At 50.7% G+C, this 16093-nt stretch carries 9 protein-coding genes and 2 pseudogenes; 8 read left to right on the forward strand and 3 right to left on the reverse strand.

The features are described from left to right. The first annotated feature begins 79 nt into the window (after positions 1-79). From HVZ37_RS10710 to HVZ37_RS10730, 5 genes and pseudogenes are all read left to right on the forward strand, one after another. On the forward strand, positions 80-1516 hold the full coding sequence (locus HVZ37_RS10710) for a diguanylate cyclase (RefSeq protein WP_044258890.1): 1437 nt from the start codon (positions 80-82) through the stop codon (positions 1514-1516). A gap of 74 nt (positions 1517-1590) precedes the next feature. Continuing rightward, positions 1591-2118, forward strand: a complete 528-nt coding sequence (locus tag HVZ37_RS10715) for a GNAT family N-acetyltransferase (protein WP_099434141.1) — start codon at positions 1591-1593, stop codon at positions 2116-2118. A gap of 106 nt (positions 2119-2224) precedes the next feature. Then, positions 2225-3676, forward strand: coding sequence for a tagaturonate reductase (locus tag HVZ37_RS10720; protein WP_054177032.1), 1452 nt, complete (start codon positions 2225-2227; stop codon positions 3674-3676). A 206-nt stretch (positions 3677-3882) separates the two neighbouring features. Then, positions 3883-4797 carry a bestrophin family protein gene (locus HVZ37_RS10725; protein WP_043000713.1) on the forward strand — a complete coding sequence of 305 codons (915 nt, stop codon included), beginning with the start codon at positions 3883-3885 and terminating at the stop codon, positions 4795-4797. A gap of 244 nt (positions 4798-5041) precedes the next feature. Next, positions 5042-7480 (forward strand): annotated as a pseudogene (locus HVZ37_RS10730) (autotransporter outer membrane beta-barrel domain-containing protein); the annotation flags it as partial. Between the two features lie 33 nt (positions 7481-7513). On the opposite strand, the pseudogene tam reads toward HVZ37_RS10730, so the two are convergent. After that, positions 7514-8062, reverse strand: a pseudogene (gene tam / locus HVZ37_RS23125) (trans-aconitate 2-methyltransferase); the annotation flags it as partial. Positions 8063-8154: 92 nt separating this feature from the next. Here tam and HVZ37_RS10735 point away from each other — a divergent pair. From HVZ37_RS10735 to dosP, 3 genes are all read left to right on the forward strand, one after another. Beyond that, on the forward strand, positions 8155-8520 hold the full coding sequence (locus tag HVZ37_RS10735) for a hypothetical protein (protein WP_181628421.1): 366 nt from the start codon (positions 8155-8157) through the stop codon (positions 8518-8520). 408 nt (positions 8521-8928) lie between these two features. After that, on the forward strand, positions 8929-10257 hold the full coding sequence (locus tag HVZ37_RS10740) for a glycoside hydrolase family 10 protein (protein WP_181628422.1): 1329 nt from the start codon (positions 8929-8931) through the stop codon (positions 10255-10257). 773 nt (positions 10258-11030) lie between these two features. Next, positions 11031-13436, forward strand: coding sequence for an oxygen-sensing cyclic-di-GMP phosphodiesterase DosP (gene dosP, locus HVZ37_RS10745; protein WP_044257956.1), 2406 nt, complete (start codon positions 11031-11033; stop codon positions 13434-13436). A gap of 51 nt (positions 13437-13487) precedes the next feature. Here dosP and HVZ37_RS10750 read toward each other — a convergent pair whose 3' ends face one another. Both HVZ37_RS10750 and hdeB read right to left on the reverse strand, forming a co-directional pair. Beyond that, positions 13488-15419: a methyl-accepting chemotaxis protein gene (locus HVZ37_RS10750; RefSeq protein ID WP_181628423.1), complete on the reverse strand. Its 1932-nt coding sequence runs from the start codon at positions 15417-15419 to the stop codon at positions 13488-13490. A 157-nt stretch (positions 15420-15576) separates the two neighbouring features. Further along, positions 15577-15906, reverse strand: a complete 330-nt coding sequence (gene hdeB, locus HVZ37_RS10755) for an acid-activated periplasmic chaperone HdeB (RefSeq protein ID WP_043000705.1) — start codon at positions 15904-15906, stop codon at positions 15577-15579. Between the last annotated feature and the right edge of the window lie 187 nt (positions 15907-16093).

The following is a 16093-nucleotide window of genomic DNA, read 5'->3' on the forward strand; positions in this document are numbered from 1 at the left end:
TAATTCATGCTATTCTCTTAAATATTATAACCATTACGCAGAGATAATTGCCGACGGCAATTATATGGATAGATATTTAATGCACGTACTCCACATTCCGTCTTTCCGGCTGTTTCAGGAAGGCCATTCACTGCGTAACGCCAGCGTTATTTTTGCTTTAACCACACTATTCTACTTTATTGGCGCCGAGCTGCGCCTGGTGCATGAACTTTCGCTGTTCTGGCCGCTCAACGGCGTGATCGCCGGGATTTTTGCCCGTTATGTCTGGTTAAACAAGCTGCATTATTATGCTGTTAGCTACGTCGCCATGCTGGGTTATGATGCGATCACCACCGAGTGGGGATGGGTATCGCTGATTATTAATCTCTCCAACATGGTGTTTATCGTGGTTGTCGCCCAACTGGTGATCCGCGATAAGCGACTGGGGAAAAATAAATATGAGCCTATCAGTGCGTTACGCTTATTTAATTACTGTCTGATTGCGGCACTGCTCTGCGCCATAATTGGCGCGATGGGATCTGTGGGTATCGACCGACTGTCATTCTGGCCACTGGTGGCTGACTGGTTCAGCGAACAATTCTCAACCGGGGTGCTGATTGTGCCCTGTATGCTGACGCTGGGTATTCCTGGCGCGGTAAAACGCTTTAAACCCGAACAACTGATGCCGGTGGCGGCGTTAATTATCTCGGTGCTGGCATCGGTCATTATTGGCGGCGCCGGAAGCCTGGCCTTTCCGCTGCCGGCGCTGATCTGGTGTGCGGTGCGCTACACCCCGCAGGTCACTTGTCTGCTGACTTTTCTTACCGGCGCCGTTGAAATTGTGCTGGTGGCAAATTCGATAATCAATATCGCGGTGGCGTCACCGTTGTCTACGCCGCAGATGTTCTCTGCCCGACTGGGAATTGCCACGATGGCAATTTGCCCCATTATGGTTTCAGTCAGCGTGGCGGCGATTAATTCCCTGATGAAGCAGGTTTCCCTGCGCGCTGATTTCGATTTTCTTACCCACGTTTATTCTCGTTCCGGACTTTATGAAGCGCTGAAGCGTCAGGAGTATCCGCGCTCGCAGCATATCACCGTCATGCTGTTGGATATCGACTATTTCAAGAGCATTAATGACAACTTCGGTCATGAATGCGGCGATGTAGTACTCCGCGTGTTTGCACAACGTATTCGCGAGATTATCGGTGACCGGGGGCTGGTGGCGCGTATGGGAGGGGAAGAATTTGTCGTGGTGGTTCCCTCAGTGCACCCTGATGAGGGAATGCTGCTGGCGGAAAATATTCGTACGGCGGTCGCACAGCAACCCTTCACCTGGAACCAGCAGAATATCTATCTGACAGTCAGCATTGGCCTTGGGAATGGCAGTATCGGCACCCATTTGCTGACGGACGTTTTCAACACCTTGATGGTTGAAGCGGACGAGTGTTTGTACCGCTCGAAGAACGAAGGGCGTAATCGGACCAGCGATCGCCGGACGGATAAGACCGTCTTTGCTGGAAGCGATCTGGCATAACAATATCCTATGGAACTCCCCGTTGTGTTATCACAATGTTAAGTGCATGGTGTTGTCTCTATTACGGAGGCAACATGACCCTGGCAAAATCCTGTTATGTGTTGGATGCGGGAGCTATCGAGGCGAGAATTGATGAGCTCTGTGACGTCCTGACCGACTGTGTGACGCGCGGCGCATCAGTCAGTTTTGTATTACCGTTTACCTGTTCAAAAGCACGTGCATTCTGGCATGACGTCGCGCAAAGCGCGGGCAGAGGAGAGCGCGTCGTTCTTGCGCTCGACAACCCCTCAGGCGTGATTGTCGGTACCGTGCAACTCATTCTCAAGCAGCCGGAAAATCAACCTCATCGCGCGGACGTGGCGAAACTTTTAGTTCACTCCAGCGCACGTCGTCAGGGATTCGCTCGTCAGTTGATGACGGCACTGGAAACGTGCGCAATACAGCAGCAAAAAACGCAGCTGGTGCTGGATACCGCTACAGGAAGCGATGCTGAGTTGTTCTACCACTCTTGCGGCTGGCGCAAAGTCGGTGAGATCCCTGATTATGCGCTGATGCCAGATGGAAAGCTGACCGGCACCACGCTTTTTTATAAATCTCTATAAATAGTTGTCATGAATTGATCAAAACAGGGTTTTACTCTCGTGAAGTTTTGCTAACCTGTTCTACCAATTTAATCAGGTTGTATGACTAATCGAAAGGGAACCCATTGTGAAAACACTTAACCGTCGCGATTTTCCCGGTGCTCACTATCCTGAACGCATCATTCAGTTTGGTGAAGGTAACTTCCTTCGCGCCTTTATTGACTGGCAAGTTGATCTGCTGAATGAACATACCGATCTGAATTCTGGTGTGGTCATTGTTCGACCTATTGAAAGTACATTCCCACCTTCACTCAGTACCCAGGATGGTCTTTACACGACAATCATTCGCGGTCTGAATGAACAGGGAGAAGCCGTCAGCGATGCTCGTCTGATTCGTTCGGTGAATCGTGAAATCAGCGTTTACGGTGATTACGATGCGTTCCTGAAACTGGCGCACAATCCTGAGATGCGTTTTGTGTTCTCTAACACCACGGAAGCAGGTATCAGTTATCACGCAGGTGATAAATTTGATGATGCGCCAGCGGTAAGTTATCCGGCGAAGCTGACGCGTCTGCTGTTTGAACGCTACAGCCATTTCAACGGCGCGTCGGATAAAGGCTGGATCATCATCCCTTGCGAACTGATTGATTATAATGGTGATGCCTTACGTGAGCTGGTGCTGCGCTATGCGCAGGAGTGGTCACTGCCAGCGGCATTTATCACCTGGCTGGATCAGGCAAACGTCTTCTGTTCCACGCTGGTGGACCGTATTGTCACGGGTTATCCGCGCGATGAAGCGGCGCAACTGGAGAGCGAACTGGGCTATCACGATGGTTTCCTCGATACAGCCGAACACTTTTATCTGTTTGTGATCCAGGGACCGAAATCACTGGCAGCAGAACTGCGTCTCGATAAATATCCGCTTAACGTTCTGATTGTTGAGGATATTAAGCCGTACAAAGAGCGTAAAGTGGCCATCCTTAACGGTGCGCACACGGCGCTGGTACCGGTGGCATTCCAGGCAGGACTGGATACGGTCGGCGAGGCGATGAATGACACCGAAATCTGCGCCTTTGTGGAAAAAGCGATTTATGAGGAGATCATCCCGGTTCTCGATCTGCCGCGTGATGAACTGGAGTCATTTGCCAGTGCGGTTACCGGACGTTTCCGTAACCCCTATATTAAGCACCAGTTGCTGTCGATTGCGTTGAACGGGATGACTAAATTCCGCACCCGCATTCTTCCCCAGTTGTTGGCAGGCCAGAAGGCGAACGGTCAACTCCCGGCTCGTCTGACCTTCGCGTTAGCCGCCCTGATTGCGTTCTATCGCGGTGAGCGTAATGGGGAAGCTTACCCGGTTCAGGACGATGCGCACTGGATCACCCGTTTTCAGCAACTCTGGAGCCAGCATGGCGATCGCCAGATGACGACTCAGCAACTGGTAAGTGACGTGCTGGCGGTAGAAGAACACTGGGAGCAAGACCTGACGAAAGTGGCGGGGCTGGTTGAGCAGGTGGCTGCCGATCTCGATGCCATTCTGTCAAAAGGAATGCGAGAAGCGGTGAAACCGCTTTGCTAAAGCAGTGACCCGGCTAAGGCCGGGTTTCTTATACAAGCACTATAGTTACAACATACAATGTATTTAATAACTATTCCCCTCTGTTAGCCTTGTGCATGAACAGGTCTCTTAGCATAAGGCAGGTGACAACGTCACGTTGGACATGCTTGAATGTTTGATCCAGATCACGTTTAATAGCAGGATTCGTTTCTTTCCAGAAAACCGTCATGATCGTTCGTCCGCAACAGCACTGGTTACGCCTGATATTCGTCTGGCACGGCTCTGTACTGGCAAAAATCTCTTCCCGCTTGCTGCTTAATTTTCTGCTGTCTATTGTCGTGATCGTCCTGCTGCCGTGGTATACGATGCTGGGTATCAAATTTACCCTTGCACCGTTCAGCATCCTCGGTGTGGCAATCGCTATCTTTTTGGGTTTTCGTAATAACGCCTGTTATTCCCGTTATGTTGAGGCGCGTCAACTCTGGGGACAACTGATGATCGCTTCTCGTTCACTGCTGCGGGAAGTCAAAACGGTCTTACCGGATGACCGCGAGTTAGGGCAGTTTGTCCGGCTGCAAATCGCCTTCGCTCACTGTCTGCGCATGACGCTGCGGCGTAAACCGCAGGCTGAGCCGCTGGCGAAGTATCTTGGCACGGCAGATCTGCAACGTGTATTTGCCTCTCACTCTCCGGCAAACCGCATTTTACTGATAATGGGTGAATGGCTGGCGACACGTCGTCGAGACGGGCAACTCTCGGATATCCTGTTTCATAGTTTAAACAATCGCTTAAATGACATGTCCGCCGTTCTTGCCGGTTGCGAAAGAATCGCCAATACGCCGGTCCCGTTTGCCTATACGCTGATCCTCCATCGCACCGTTTATCTGTTTTGCATCATGCTGCCTTTCGCCCTGGTGGTCGATCTGCATTACATGACGCCTTTTATTTCGGTCCTCATCTCCTATACCTTCATCTCTCTGGATGCACTGGCGGAAGAACTGGAGGATCCGTTTGGAACAGAGAATAACGATTTGCCCCTGGATGCTATCTGTAATGCCATCGAAATTGACCTGCTGGAGATGAATGATGAATCGACCATTCCAGCGAAACTGATGCCGGATAAGCACTACCAGTTGACGTAAAAGAAGGGAACATTCCAGTAAATGAACGACAGGCTGGGTGTGTCAATGCGCTAACATCGGTTTTCAGGATTAACTTATCACCGATGATTGAATTTCAGATAATGTCCGCATATTTTCTGCGCGATTAAAAATAACTCTTGATAAGGGTCGTAAGGCGTTCTTAAAACATCGGCATGCCATCAGTGCATATCAGGATGTTAAACGATGATCAGGAGGATTATCTATGAACGCAAATCAATCAGGAATGAATGACACCCCGCGTGTCGATGCAAAGGCGTCGACGCCATCACTGGTATCAATAAAGTCTCTCTCTCCGTTGCCGGTTATTCCAGGACTGCTGCTTGCCACCACCGGTCTTTTTGCCCCGACAGGTCTGTTGGCAGAGGAAATACGCTGCGAAAGTGAAACGGCCGCAGAGTGTATTGAGAAAAAACTCAAAGCGACAAAGACATTAACAGCATCCTGGACGCCCACGACGGCGAACAGTAGTGTTCTTATTAACGAAAATGCCCAGGTCATTTTATCTGCGGAAGTGAATAACGAGCCTGGTTGGCGTGAGTTTGGCTCCCTGACCGTCGGTCAGGGCACAAAAGGTGAACTCACAATAAGAGGACGCACCATTAAATCCTCTGCAAGCGCGATTGGTAATGGTGCTGTCGGAATTGTTACGTTAACCGAAGGTGCGCAATGGGATCTCAGTGGCGAGAATCTGTTTGTCGGCAAAAATAACGGCGACGGAACATTAACCGTTAAAGAGGGAAGTCAGATCTCCAATATTAACGAACTGCGCATCGGTGAATTTTATGCTGATGCAAAAGGACTGACCACGGTAGAAGGTGAGAATTCGTCGATCCGTTCCGGTTGGGCTGTTGTGGGCGATCAGGCAGAGGGCCGACTGGATATTTTGAACGGTGGTCAACTTTCAGTTAGTAGACATATGAATATTGGCTATGTCGGAAAGACGTTAAACTCAACGCTTAAAGGAAACGGCGTCGTGAATGTCGACGGCGAAAATTCTCTTTTAGAGGTTGGTACATTACTCATTTTAGGGGGCTTTAGAACCACGCCAAATGATGCCAAAGGTGAACTTAATATCAGTAATGGCGGCAAAGTTAAGACAGGAGAGGGAATCTGGCTTGGCATAGGGACAGGAAGTACCGCCACACTGAATATAGGTGGCAAACCCGGTGAAACTGCACAAGAAGCAGGATCTATCGAGACGCCGCTCATTATACTGAGTGACACAAACCATAAAAATAGTACTGCAACACTGAACTTTAACCACACCAGCGAAGATTATTCTCTTAATGCAGCGATAAAAGGCTACGGTAATGTCAACCATAGCGGACCGGGTACGACGCAACTGAGCGGCGATAATCGTTATACCGGAAATACTCACATCAGTCGCGGAACGCTCAGCGCCGGAAGTGTCACAAGTTTTAGCCCGAATTCTGATTTTACTGTCGGGGAGGGCGCCACGCTCGATCTGAACGGCTACAGTCAGACCATTCAGTCACTTCAACTTGGTGGGAGGCTGAGCTTTGGCGATCCGCAGGGCAACCGCGATGCTCTGGCGCTGTCAGGCAGTGTTCTGACGGTCAGGGGCGATTACAACAGTGACAATGGCTTACTGAGCCTGAACAGCACACAGGATCAAGTGCAACAAAAACCGGTGGTCAACCAGCTTAATGTCTTGGGAAACACCGCAGGAACAACCCGGGTCGTGTTGAAGGAATTAGGCAATGTCGCGGTTGGTGATCTGAACGGTGCGCGAGTTGTCCAGGTTGCAGGGGATTCTGCGGGTGAATTTGTTGCCCAAAGCCGTCTGGTTGCCGGGGGGTATGATTACGCGCTTTTGCGCGGAGTTGAAAGTGAAAATGACGACGGGATCATGGATTCCAACCACTGGTATCTGGTCAATACCTGGGCGCCCGTCGACGATATCGATCCTATAGATGACCCGATTATTGAACCGAAAGAGGATGACCCGATTCCCTTGCCTACGCCATCCCCAGGCGTTGAGCGCTCATCCGCGGCGGTGATGCGCCCGGAAATGGGGGCATACCTGGCAAACCGCAGGGCGGCTAACACCCTGTTTGTTACCCGTTTGCACGACCGGTTAGGTGAAACGCAGTATATCGACCCGATCACAGGGGAAACGCGTGTCACCAGTCTGTGGTTACGCAATGTTGGCGGGCATACTCGTTTTCAGGACCGTTCCGGCCAGCTAAGCAGCCAAAGTAATCGTTATGTGGTGCAGATTGGTGGCGATCTGGCTCAATGGAGTTCCGGTCTGGAGGATCGCTGGCATCTTGGTGTCATGACGGGTTATGCCAACAGTCAGAGCAATACCCGGTCATCATTATCCCATTATCGTGCGGACAGCACGGTTTCAGGTTACAGCGCAGGCTTGTACGCGACCTGGTATGCCGATAATGCCGCGAAGCAGGGGACCTGGATAGACGCATGGGTGCTCTACAACTGGTTTGAAAACACGGTACGCGGAGAATCTCTGGCGGAAGAACGCTATCGTTCGAAAGGAATGACCGCATCTCTTGAGATGGGACACACCGTTAAACTGGCTGAACAACCGCGTCTGAGTTACTGGTTGCAACCGCAAGCGCAGCTTATCTGGATGGACGTCTCTGCCGACGATCACCGTGAAGATAACGGCACATGGGTGCGGGATAAAGGTAAGGGTAATCTACAAAGTCGAATAGGTTGTGCGCCAGATATCCACTTCGCATCCCGCTTCGCTCAGAATATCGTAGTAAGCGTGAACACCGGGCAGGGCGTCACGACCGCGATTCGGATAATCCTGTTCATAAGCCACTTCACGCATCAGCACGTGCGTAGGTTCCAGCCAGTTATCCGGCATTTGCACGGCCAGAATGCCGTTATCATTCAGCAGGGTGACCAGGCGGGGAAACAGATCATAGTGATCGGGGATCCACTGTAGCGAGGCATTGGCATAAATGACATCGGGCGGTGTGACGGGTTGAAACTGACGAATATCCGCTTCAACAAAGTGACAATTTGGCAAAGCCGTTCGAGCCTCGTCCAGCATCGCGGGAGAGGTATCTACACCGGTAATACTCGCTCCAGGCCAGCGGCTTTGGAGTAACGCCGTACTGTTACCGGGGCCGCATCCCAAATCAACCACGGAAGAGACATGCTCAAGTTGAATTCTGGCCAGCAGTTCAGCGGCGGGTCTTGAACGTTCTGCGCCATACTGCATATACAGCGCCGGATTCCAGTCGGACATCAGTAATTCTCCTGTCAATGGTTCAACTAAGTGTGCATAAGGTATGAACTATACTAGTTTAGTATTGGCAGCGACTGGGAAGGAAATTCCTTATGAATAAACCAGATATCAAAGGTGGTATCGATATTGCGATGAAGGTCCCATCACATCAGTATCAACAGACGATTGATTTTTATCGCAATGTTATTGGATTACCGGAAATTATCGATAAGCCGCCAGCAGTCGGATTCGAATTCGGATCGAACAGGCTCTGGATTGATGAAGCGCCGGGACTCAGTCAGGCTGAACTCTGGCTGGAATTATTCACGCCTAATTTCAGCGCTGCCGAACAATACGTTGAACAATGTGGCGTAGTCCGTTGTGACGCAGTTGAACCGTTACCCAACGGTTTCAAGGGCGGCTGGATCATGAATCCGTGCAACATTGTCCATATGCTAAGAGAGCCAGAGGCCTGGTGAATGTAATTCATTGGAGAGGCTGCAGCGAATTCTGTTTGTAGGCATCAGGAACTGGCGAGAACGCTTGTAATCAGCAGGACAATGAAATGACGACCGTGAAATGGCAGATTCTGTCTTAATCTTTATTGGTGCGCATAATGTATATTATGTTAAATACAATATTACCAACCGCACTGTACCGGTGTCTGAGTCATTCCCTGCTGTTTTGGTCTTCAGGACCGCTCTGGTTTTCACTCATACTCAGCGAGATGCGTTCTGGTGATTCGTAAACACATTTTTAAGCCGTTGAACAAATCATTCCTCTCCGCTAGCCTGTTTATTGTACGCCTCGCCCCTTCTCCGGCTTGACTTAACGTCGATTAGGAACAAAATAATTTCTCTTTTGTGTTAACCGGATGACTGGCCTATATGGATATCTGTTCTCGTGCCGTTTGCTCTCTGTCTCGCGTTAAAAAAATCAGTACGTTGGTTGTCGCAACGATCTTACTGGCGAGTTGTTCATCAAAGCCGCCTGTTTCACTGGTGACGCCGCCAAAATCGACGCCGACATCGCCGTATAAGACGCAAAAACTGAATGTGCCTGTTCGCGGCGTGTGGCTGGCGACGGTTTCCCGGCTTGACTGGCCGCCGGTTGCATCCGTGAATGTCAGTAGCGCCACCACGCGGATCGCCATGCAAAAGAAAGCCCTAACAGACAAACTCGATAATTTACAGTCACTGGGTATAAATACGGTCTTCTTCCAGGTTAAACCTGACGGCACTGCCCTTTGGCCGTCATCCATTTTACCGTGGTCGGACATGCTCACCGGGAAGATTGGTGAAAATCCGGGCTACGATCCGCTCCAGTTCATGCTCGATGAAGCGCACAAACGTGGTATGCGCGTTCACGCTTGGTTTAACCCTTATCGCGTCTCCACCAATGTGAAACCGTCAACGGTGAATGAACTGAATCGTACCGTGTCGCTTCAGCCAGCCAGCGTGTTTGTCCTCCATCGCGACTGGATCCGTACCGCCGGTGACCGCTATGTTCTCGACCCGGGGATCCCGGAGGCCCGTGACTGGATAACCAGTATCGTGGCTGAAGTGGTGAAACGGTATCCGGTGGATGGCGTCCAGTTTGACGACTATTTCTACGCTGAATCCCCCGGTTCCGCGCTGAACGACAACCTGACCTTCCGGCGCTACGGCCAGGGCTTTAGCTCAAAGGCGGACTGGCGTCGGCATAACACTCAACTATTAATTGAACAGGTTTCGCGGACGATCAGACAGATCAATCCGGACGTGGAGTTTGGCGTCAGTCCAGCCGGTGTCTGGCGGAACCGTTCGCACGATCCGGCCGGATCGGATACCCGTGGCGCTGCCGCTTATGATGAGTCGTATGCTGACACGCGGCTTTGGGTTCAACAAGGCCTGCTGGACTATATCGCACCGCAAATTTACTGGCCCTTCTCTCGTGATGCGGCACGTTATGATGTGCTGGCAAAATGGTGGGCGGACGTCGTGAAACCGACAAAAACACGGCTCTATATTGGCGTTGCGTTGTATAAGGTCGGCGAGCCCTCTCGCAATGAACCGGACTGGACGGTCAACGGCGGCGTTCCGGAACTGAAGAAACAGCTCGATTTAAATGAATCAATGCCACAAATCAGCGGCACGATTTTGTTCAGAGAAAACAATCTCAACCAACCGCAGGCCCAGCAGGCTGTCAGTTACCTGAGAAATCGCTGGTCTAAGTGACACCGTAACGTAAAGAGAGACATCGATCTCTCTTTACGTCGCCATTTAGGTTCCGTTTCCAGTCCCCGCGCTCGCTCCGTCATTGCCCATTGTCATCATTTAACGCCTCAACAGGCGGGATAGCATTATTTATGCCAGTGATACGCTTCAGGATAGTGTAATGATTAAATGGGATATCTAAGAGAAAAAGATTATTCAAGCCTCCACTGATACGTGATTATTATTACCCGCAGTCAAAACGGGATTTATTACGTAATGATGACCATATCGCTCAAAAAACTCTCATATCATTTTATGAATTGAAAAAATGCTGACATTAAAAGAGAGTGTGAGCTACCTTACAGGGGGACATGATTCCTCTCAACGATCAAACGGATGGACTATACTTTTCAGACGTTGATGCGTTTAAAAAGTCGCTTAAAAAGGATTTTTCTTGCTACTTTTGGCTATATCCATAATTGTTTCAGGCTTACTTCACCGGAATGAATGAAAATATGGCTTAAGGCATTACACTATTTCATTAATGTCACCCTGCACGCTTTCAGGTGTTTTATGTTTTAGATTCATCTTACTATCCAGATTGCGCATTTGAGCCAGGCAAAATGTTGTTCGCTAACCACTGTAAGGATCTTCACCATGGAGATGTATCTTAAAAGAATGAAAGACGAATGGATAGCAGACGAAGCGTTATATACCGCAAAAAGACGGGGCAGAAATTGTGTTGAACTGTGGAAACCCGCTTCTTAATGGGTATACGGAAGCAGAGGTAATAAATGAAGCTATCCGACGTTAAAAGCACCGGAGACAGCATCTTCATTCCTGCTCTTGAGCAGAACATGATGGGTGCCGTGCTAATCAATGACAATGACGAGGTTTTATTTTTCAATTCTGCTGCGGAAAAACTGTGGGGATACCGTCGTGAAGAGGTGATTGGTCAGGGGATTTCGATGTTGATCCCGCATGATTTACGCGCAGCGCACCCCGATTTTATCCGTCATAACCGTGAAGGGGGTCAGCCCCGCGTTGAAGGCATGAGCCGGGAATTGCTGCTGGAAAGAAAAGACGGGACCAAAGTCTGGACCCGTTTCGCCCTTTCCAAGGTCAACGTTGAAGGCAAAATTTTCTATCTTGCCTTTGTGCGTGACGCTAGCGTAGAGATGGAGCAAAAGGAACAGAAACGCCTCCTGGTATTGGCGGTAGACCACCTGGACCGCCCGGTAATCGTACTCGACCCTGAGCGGCGTATTGTGCAGTGCAACCGCGCTTTTAGCGAGATGTTTGGTTACGACATTACCGATGCAAAGGGTCAACAGCCGGACAACCTGCTCAACCTCCCCGAAGAGCCGTCGGACAATGGCCTGCGACTCACACAGTTACTCTGGAAAACGACCCGCGATCAGGATGAGTTTCTGGTGATCACCCGTGCGGGTGAAAAGATCTGGATTAAAGTGTCTATCAGTCAGGTTTATGATCGGCGAAACGCACTGCAAAATCTGGTTATGACGTTTTCCGATATCACCGAAGAGCGGCAGATTCGTCAGCTCGAAGGCAACATTCTGGCGGCGATGTGCAGTAGCCCGCCGTTTCACGAAATGGGCGATATTATTTGCCGCAATATTGAGGCGGTGCTGCGGGATACGCATGTTTCACTGTATGCCTTAAAAGATAACGTCCGCCAGTTCTGGGCGTCGTCATCGAAAGAGATTGACGCAAAAGAGGTGAACGTCTGGACGCTCACCATCCGTCAACGGGATGGTGAGCCAGCCGGGACGCTGTTAATTAAAACGGCGAAAGGAAAAGAGACCAGCGCCTTTATTGAACGCGTGGCAGACATCAGTCAGCATATGGCGGCCCTGGCGCTCGAACAGGAAAAAAGCCGACAGCATATTGAGCATCTCCTGCAATTTGATCCGCTCACCGGTTTGCCCAACCGCAATCATCTGCACTCCTATCTCGATGATCTCATTCACGGCGCGAAAGGGATTTCACCAGTGGTGTTTCTCATCAGCGTCGATCACTTCCAGGATGTTATCGACAGTCTCGGCTATGCCGTGGCCGATCAGGTCTTGCAACAGGTCATCAATAAAATCCGCGAGCGGCTCAGACCCGATCAGTATTTAAGCCGTATTGAAGGCACGCAGTTCGTGCTGGTCAGTGACGACAATGAAATGAGTAATATTACCCAGTTTGCCGATGAACTGATCAATATCGGCAGTGAAGCCACCCTGTTTGACGACAAACCCTTCCCGCTGACCCTCAGCATTGGAATTAGCTATGAAGCAGGAAAAAATCGTGACTATCTGCTGTCCACTGCTCACAACGCGATGGATTTTATTCGTAAAGCGGGCGGCAATGGCTGGCAGTTCTTCAACCCGGAAATGAATCTCGCGGTGAAAGAACGTCTGCAACTGGGCGCTGCATTGAAAAACGCCATTGCCAATAACCGGCTACGACTGGTGTACCAGCCGCAGATCTTTGCTCAGACCGGCGAACTGTATGGTTTCGAAGCGCTTGCGCGCTGGAGCGATCCGGTGCATGGTCACGTTCCCCCGAACCGTTTTATTCCGCTCGCTGAAGAGACGGGTGAAATTGAGAATATTGGTCGCTGGGTGGTCAGAGAAGCGTGTCGCCAGTTGTCGGAGTGGCGCCAGCTGTCGCTGACCATTCCGACCCTGTCGGTGAACCTTTCTGCCCTGCACTTTCGCAGCAACCAACTGCCGGACCAGGTGTCGGAAGCCATGGTGGAATTTGCTATTCCGGGCGATCAACTGACGGTCGAAATCACCGAAAGCATGATGATGGAGCAGGATGAAGAGATCTTCAGACGCATTGAGATCTTACGCAACATGGGCGTGGGACTGTCGATCGATGACTTCGGCACCGGTTTTTCCGGTCTCTCCCGCCTGGTCAGCCTGCCCGTGACGGAATTGAAAATCGATAAAACGTTTGTCGATCGCTGCCAGACCGAGAAACGTATTCAGTCCTTGCTGGAAGCGATTATCACTATTGGGCAGAGTCTGAACCTGATTGTCATTGCGGAAGGGGTTGAAACGAAAGAACAATTTGAGTTGTTGCGCTCGATGAATTGCCCGGTGATTCAGGGATATTATTTTTCTCGCCCCATACCAGCTGATGAGATCGCCGCCTGGATGCAGACGGCGTTGCCATTGAAAATCTGATTCATTGTGACGGAATGCCCGGGGCGTTGGCGCTTACCGGGCTTCCTGGCGTTACGGCAATTTAAACGATGACACCTGTAAGGCCAGCTCTTCTGCTTCCGCCTTTAAGATCTGCGTCCGCGCCGCGGCATCATCAATCAACGACGCGTTCTGCTGGACCGTGCTGTCCATTTCCGTAACCGCGAGCGTCACTTCGGCTACGCCTTTACGCTGTTCTTCCCCTGCGACGCGAATTTCGCCCATTAACTGACGCACCTGACGAACATGCCCCACCAGTTCCTGTAGACGATCGCCGGCATGATGAATTTGCTCGCTACTGTCATTGACGTGCGACACCGACTCATCGATGAGCGCTTTGATTTCCTGAGCAGCGGTCGCGCTACGCTGCGCCAGCGTTCTCACTTCAGACGCCACCACCGCAAATCCACGTCCGGCATCCCCGGCGCGAGCCGCTTCCACAGCAGCATTGAGCGCCAGGATGTTGGTCTGGAAGGCAATGCTGTCAATTACCGAGACAATCTCAACCATGCGGCCCGAAGAGGCGCTGACGTTATCCATGGTTGAAATCACCCCATGCATAACATCACCGCAGCGGTTGGCCGTTTGCGCTGTACTTTCTGACAGTTCATCCGCCAGTTGAGTATTACCCGCATTCTGATGAACGGTCGCATTAAGCTGTTCCATCGCAGCCGCACTCTCTTCCAGCGCAGCTGCCTGCTGGGTAACGCGTGTTGACAGCTCAGTATTACTGTCGGCAAGGCTAACGGCGTTATTCGCCACCACTTCACTGCTGCTACGCACCGTAAGCAAAATGGCGGCAATTTTGTCCACGAAGAGGTTAAACGCCTCCGCAATCGCTGAAATTTCGTCCTTGCCCTTCACTTCTAAGCGCCGGGTCAGATCGCCGTCTCCCTGCGCGATATCGTCCAGTGCCTGCCGCGTGTCGTCCAGACGGGCAATCAACCGGCGAACCACCAGCCAGGAGCCCACCAGCAGCAACGTCATGACCGGGATCAGTACTTCAAGAACATCGCGCATCATGACTTTTGCCAGCCCAACGATGCGTTCTTGCGGTGTTACCAGTCCCACAACCCAACCGGTATCGGCCATCGGGAACAACATCACGCGTGATGGTGCGTTCAGAATGCCATCATTTTCCAGCGCCAGGGAGCTGACATCGGTGGTTTCAGTGCGCAGTTTCTGCAAACGTTGAGCGACAGGACTCAGCCAGCCTGATGCCTTCACCAGATCGCCGACGGTCTTGTAGTGATCCCGATCGTTTTGTGGGAAATAGAGAATTTGCCCCTGTTTGTCGACCACAAAGGCGTATCCTCCGGTGCGTCCACCCTGCTGCTGCATAAAGCTGGCGACGTTATCGAGTCGAATATCGGTGGTTGCCACACCGGCGAATTTACCCGCCAGTTGATAGGGAATGCTGCAGGTCACCATGTTGATTCCGGAAATGGCATCCTGATAAACATCAGACCAGACACAGTTTTCTTGCGAATGGCCCTTCGCGCCCTGATACCAGCTTTCGTTGTGGTAGCCATTGCCACCTGCTGCGTTGTATTCGTCAGAATACACCAGCTTATCGTCGGCAGCGCGCGCCCAGAAAAAGCTGCGCCGCGCAACACCAGGCGTAAACGCGTCCGGCTCAGGCCAGATCCCGCCCCCGGTGATGATCGAATTATTTTGTTCGCCGAGAATATGCGGCACGACAGCGCGGTACAGCGCTTCATCATTTGGCAGGACTTCAGCCAGTCGCGACAAACTGACGGTTTCTCCCTCAATACGTGACAGGACGCTGCTGAGTTGACGCGTCAGGCCATGCCCGGTCTCCTCGATCAGTGCCGTATTGACTTCAACGACGCGGGGTTGCCCGCGCCAAAGCATAATGACAACAATCACTAACGTCGTTACGGCAAGTAACGCGATCCCCCCGAGTGTCAAACGAGTCGAAATACGTGACGGATACCAGACCATATAAACATCCTTTTATTTTCAGGGTAATTTATATTCAGTATCGGCACGTATTTTTAGAGCTTTATACAGAATTCCGTATTGACTTAAATTAATAATGTGACGTTGTCACAAATAGCAAAACCCAGCACTCTGGCTGGGTTTAAATACATGCTTAATCTTATTTACTTAATTCTTTTTTGATTTCGTCTTTAATTTTAGTCAGTTCGCTCTGCGGATGTTTTTTACAGATTTCAACGGTCAGAGGAACCGCCGTTGTTACTGTTTCATCGAAAGTAACGTAGTCGCCGCCTTTAAAGTCTTCATCTTCGTTTAATACCCAGAAGGCAACCGGCGCCATTGTCTGCGGGTTCAGGTCAATGAACTCCTGGCAGCTCATGTTTTTAGGAGTGACGTCGGTTTTCGCGTCAGTGGTTGCTGCATTGACGCTGACACTGGTTAACAGCGCTGCCACTAAAATACCTGCTGTAGAAAGGGAAAATTTGTTCATTATGATGGCTCCGTTAATGATATAAATAACCTCTACATGAGCGCTTTAAACCGTTAATGTAGAACGAAAAGAATAATACCCTTCCCCTCACAGAAATAAATACACCCACACTGGTTATGGCTGTTATTGATATTTCCCGGTACCGATCCTGATGTTTGCCGTTTATTTCGTCGCGAGAGTGTGATCG

The sequence above is a fragment of the Citrobacter sp. RHB35-C17 genome (genome assembly GCF_013816795.1).
GTDB classification, from domain to species: Bacteria; Pseudomonadota; Gammaproteobacteria; order Enterobacterales; family Enterobacteriaceae; genus Citrobacter_A; species Citrobacter_A amalonaticus.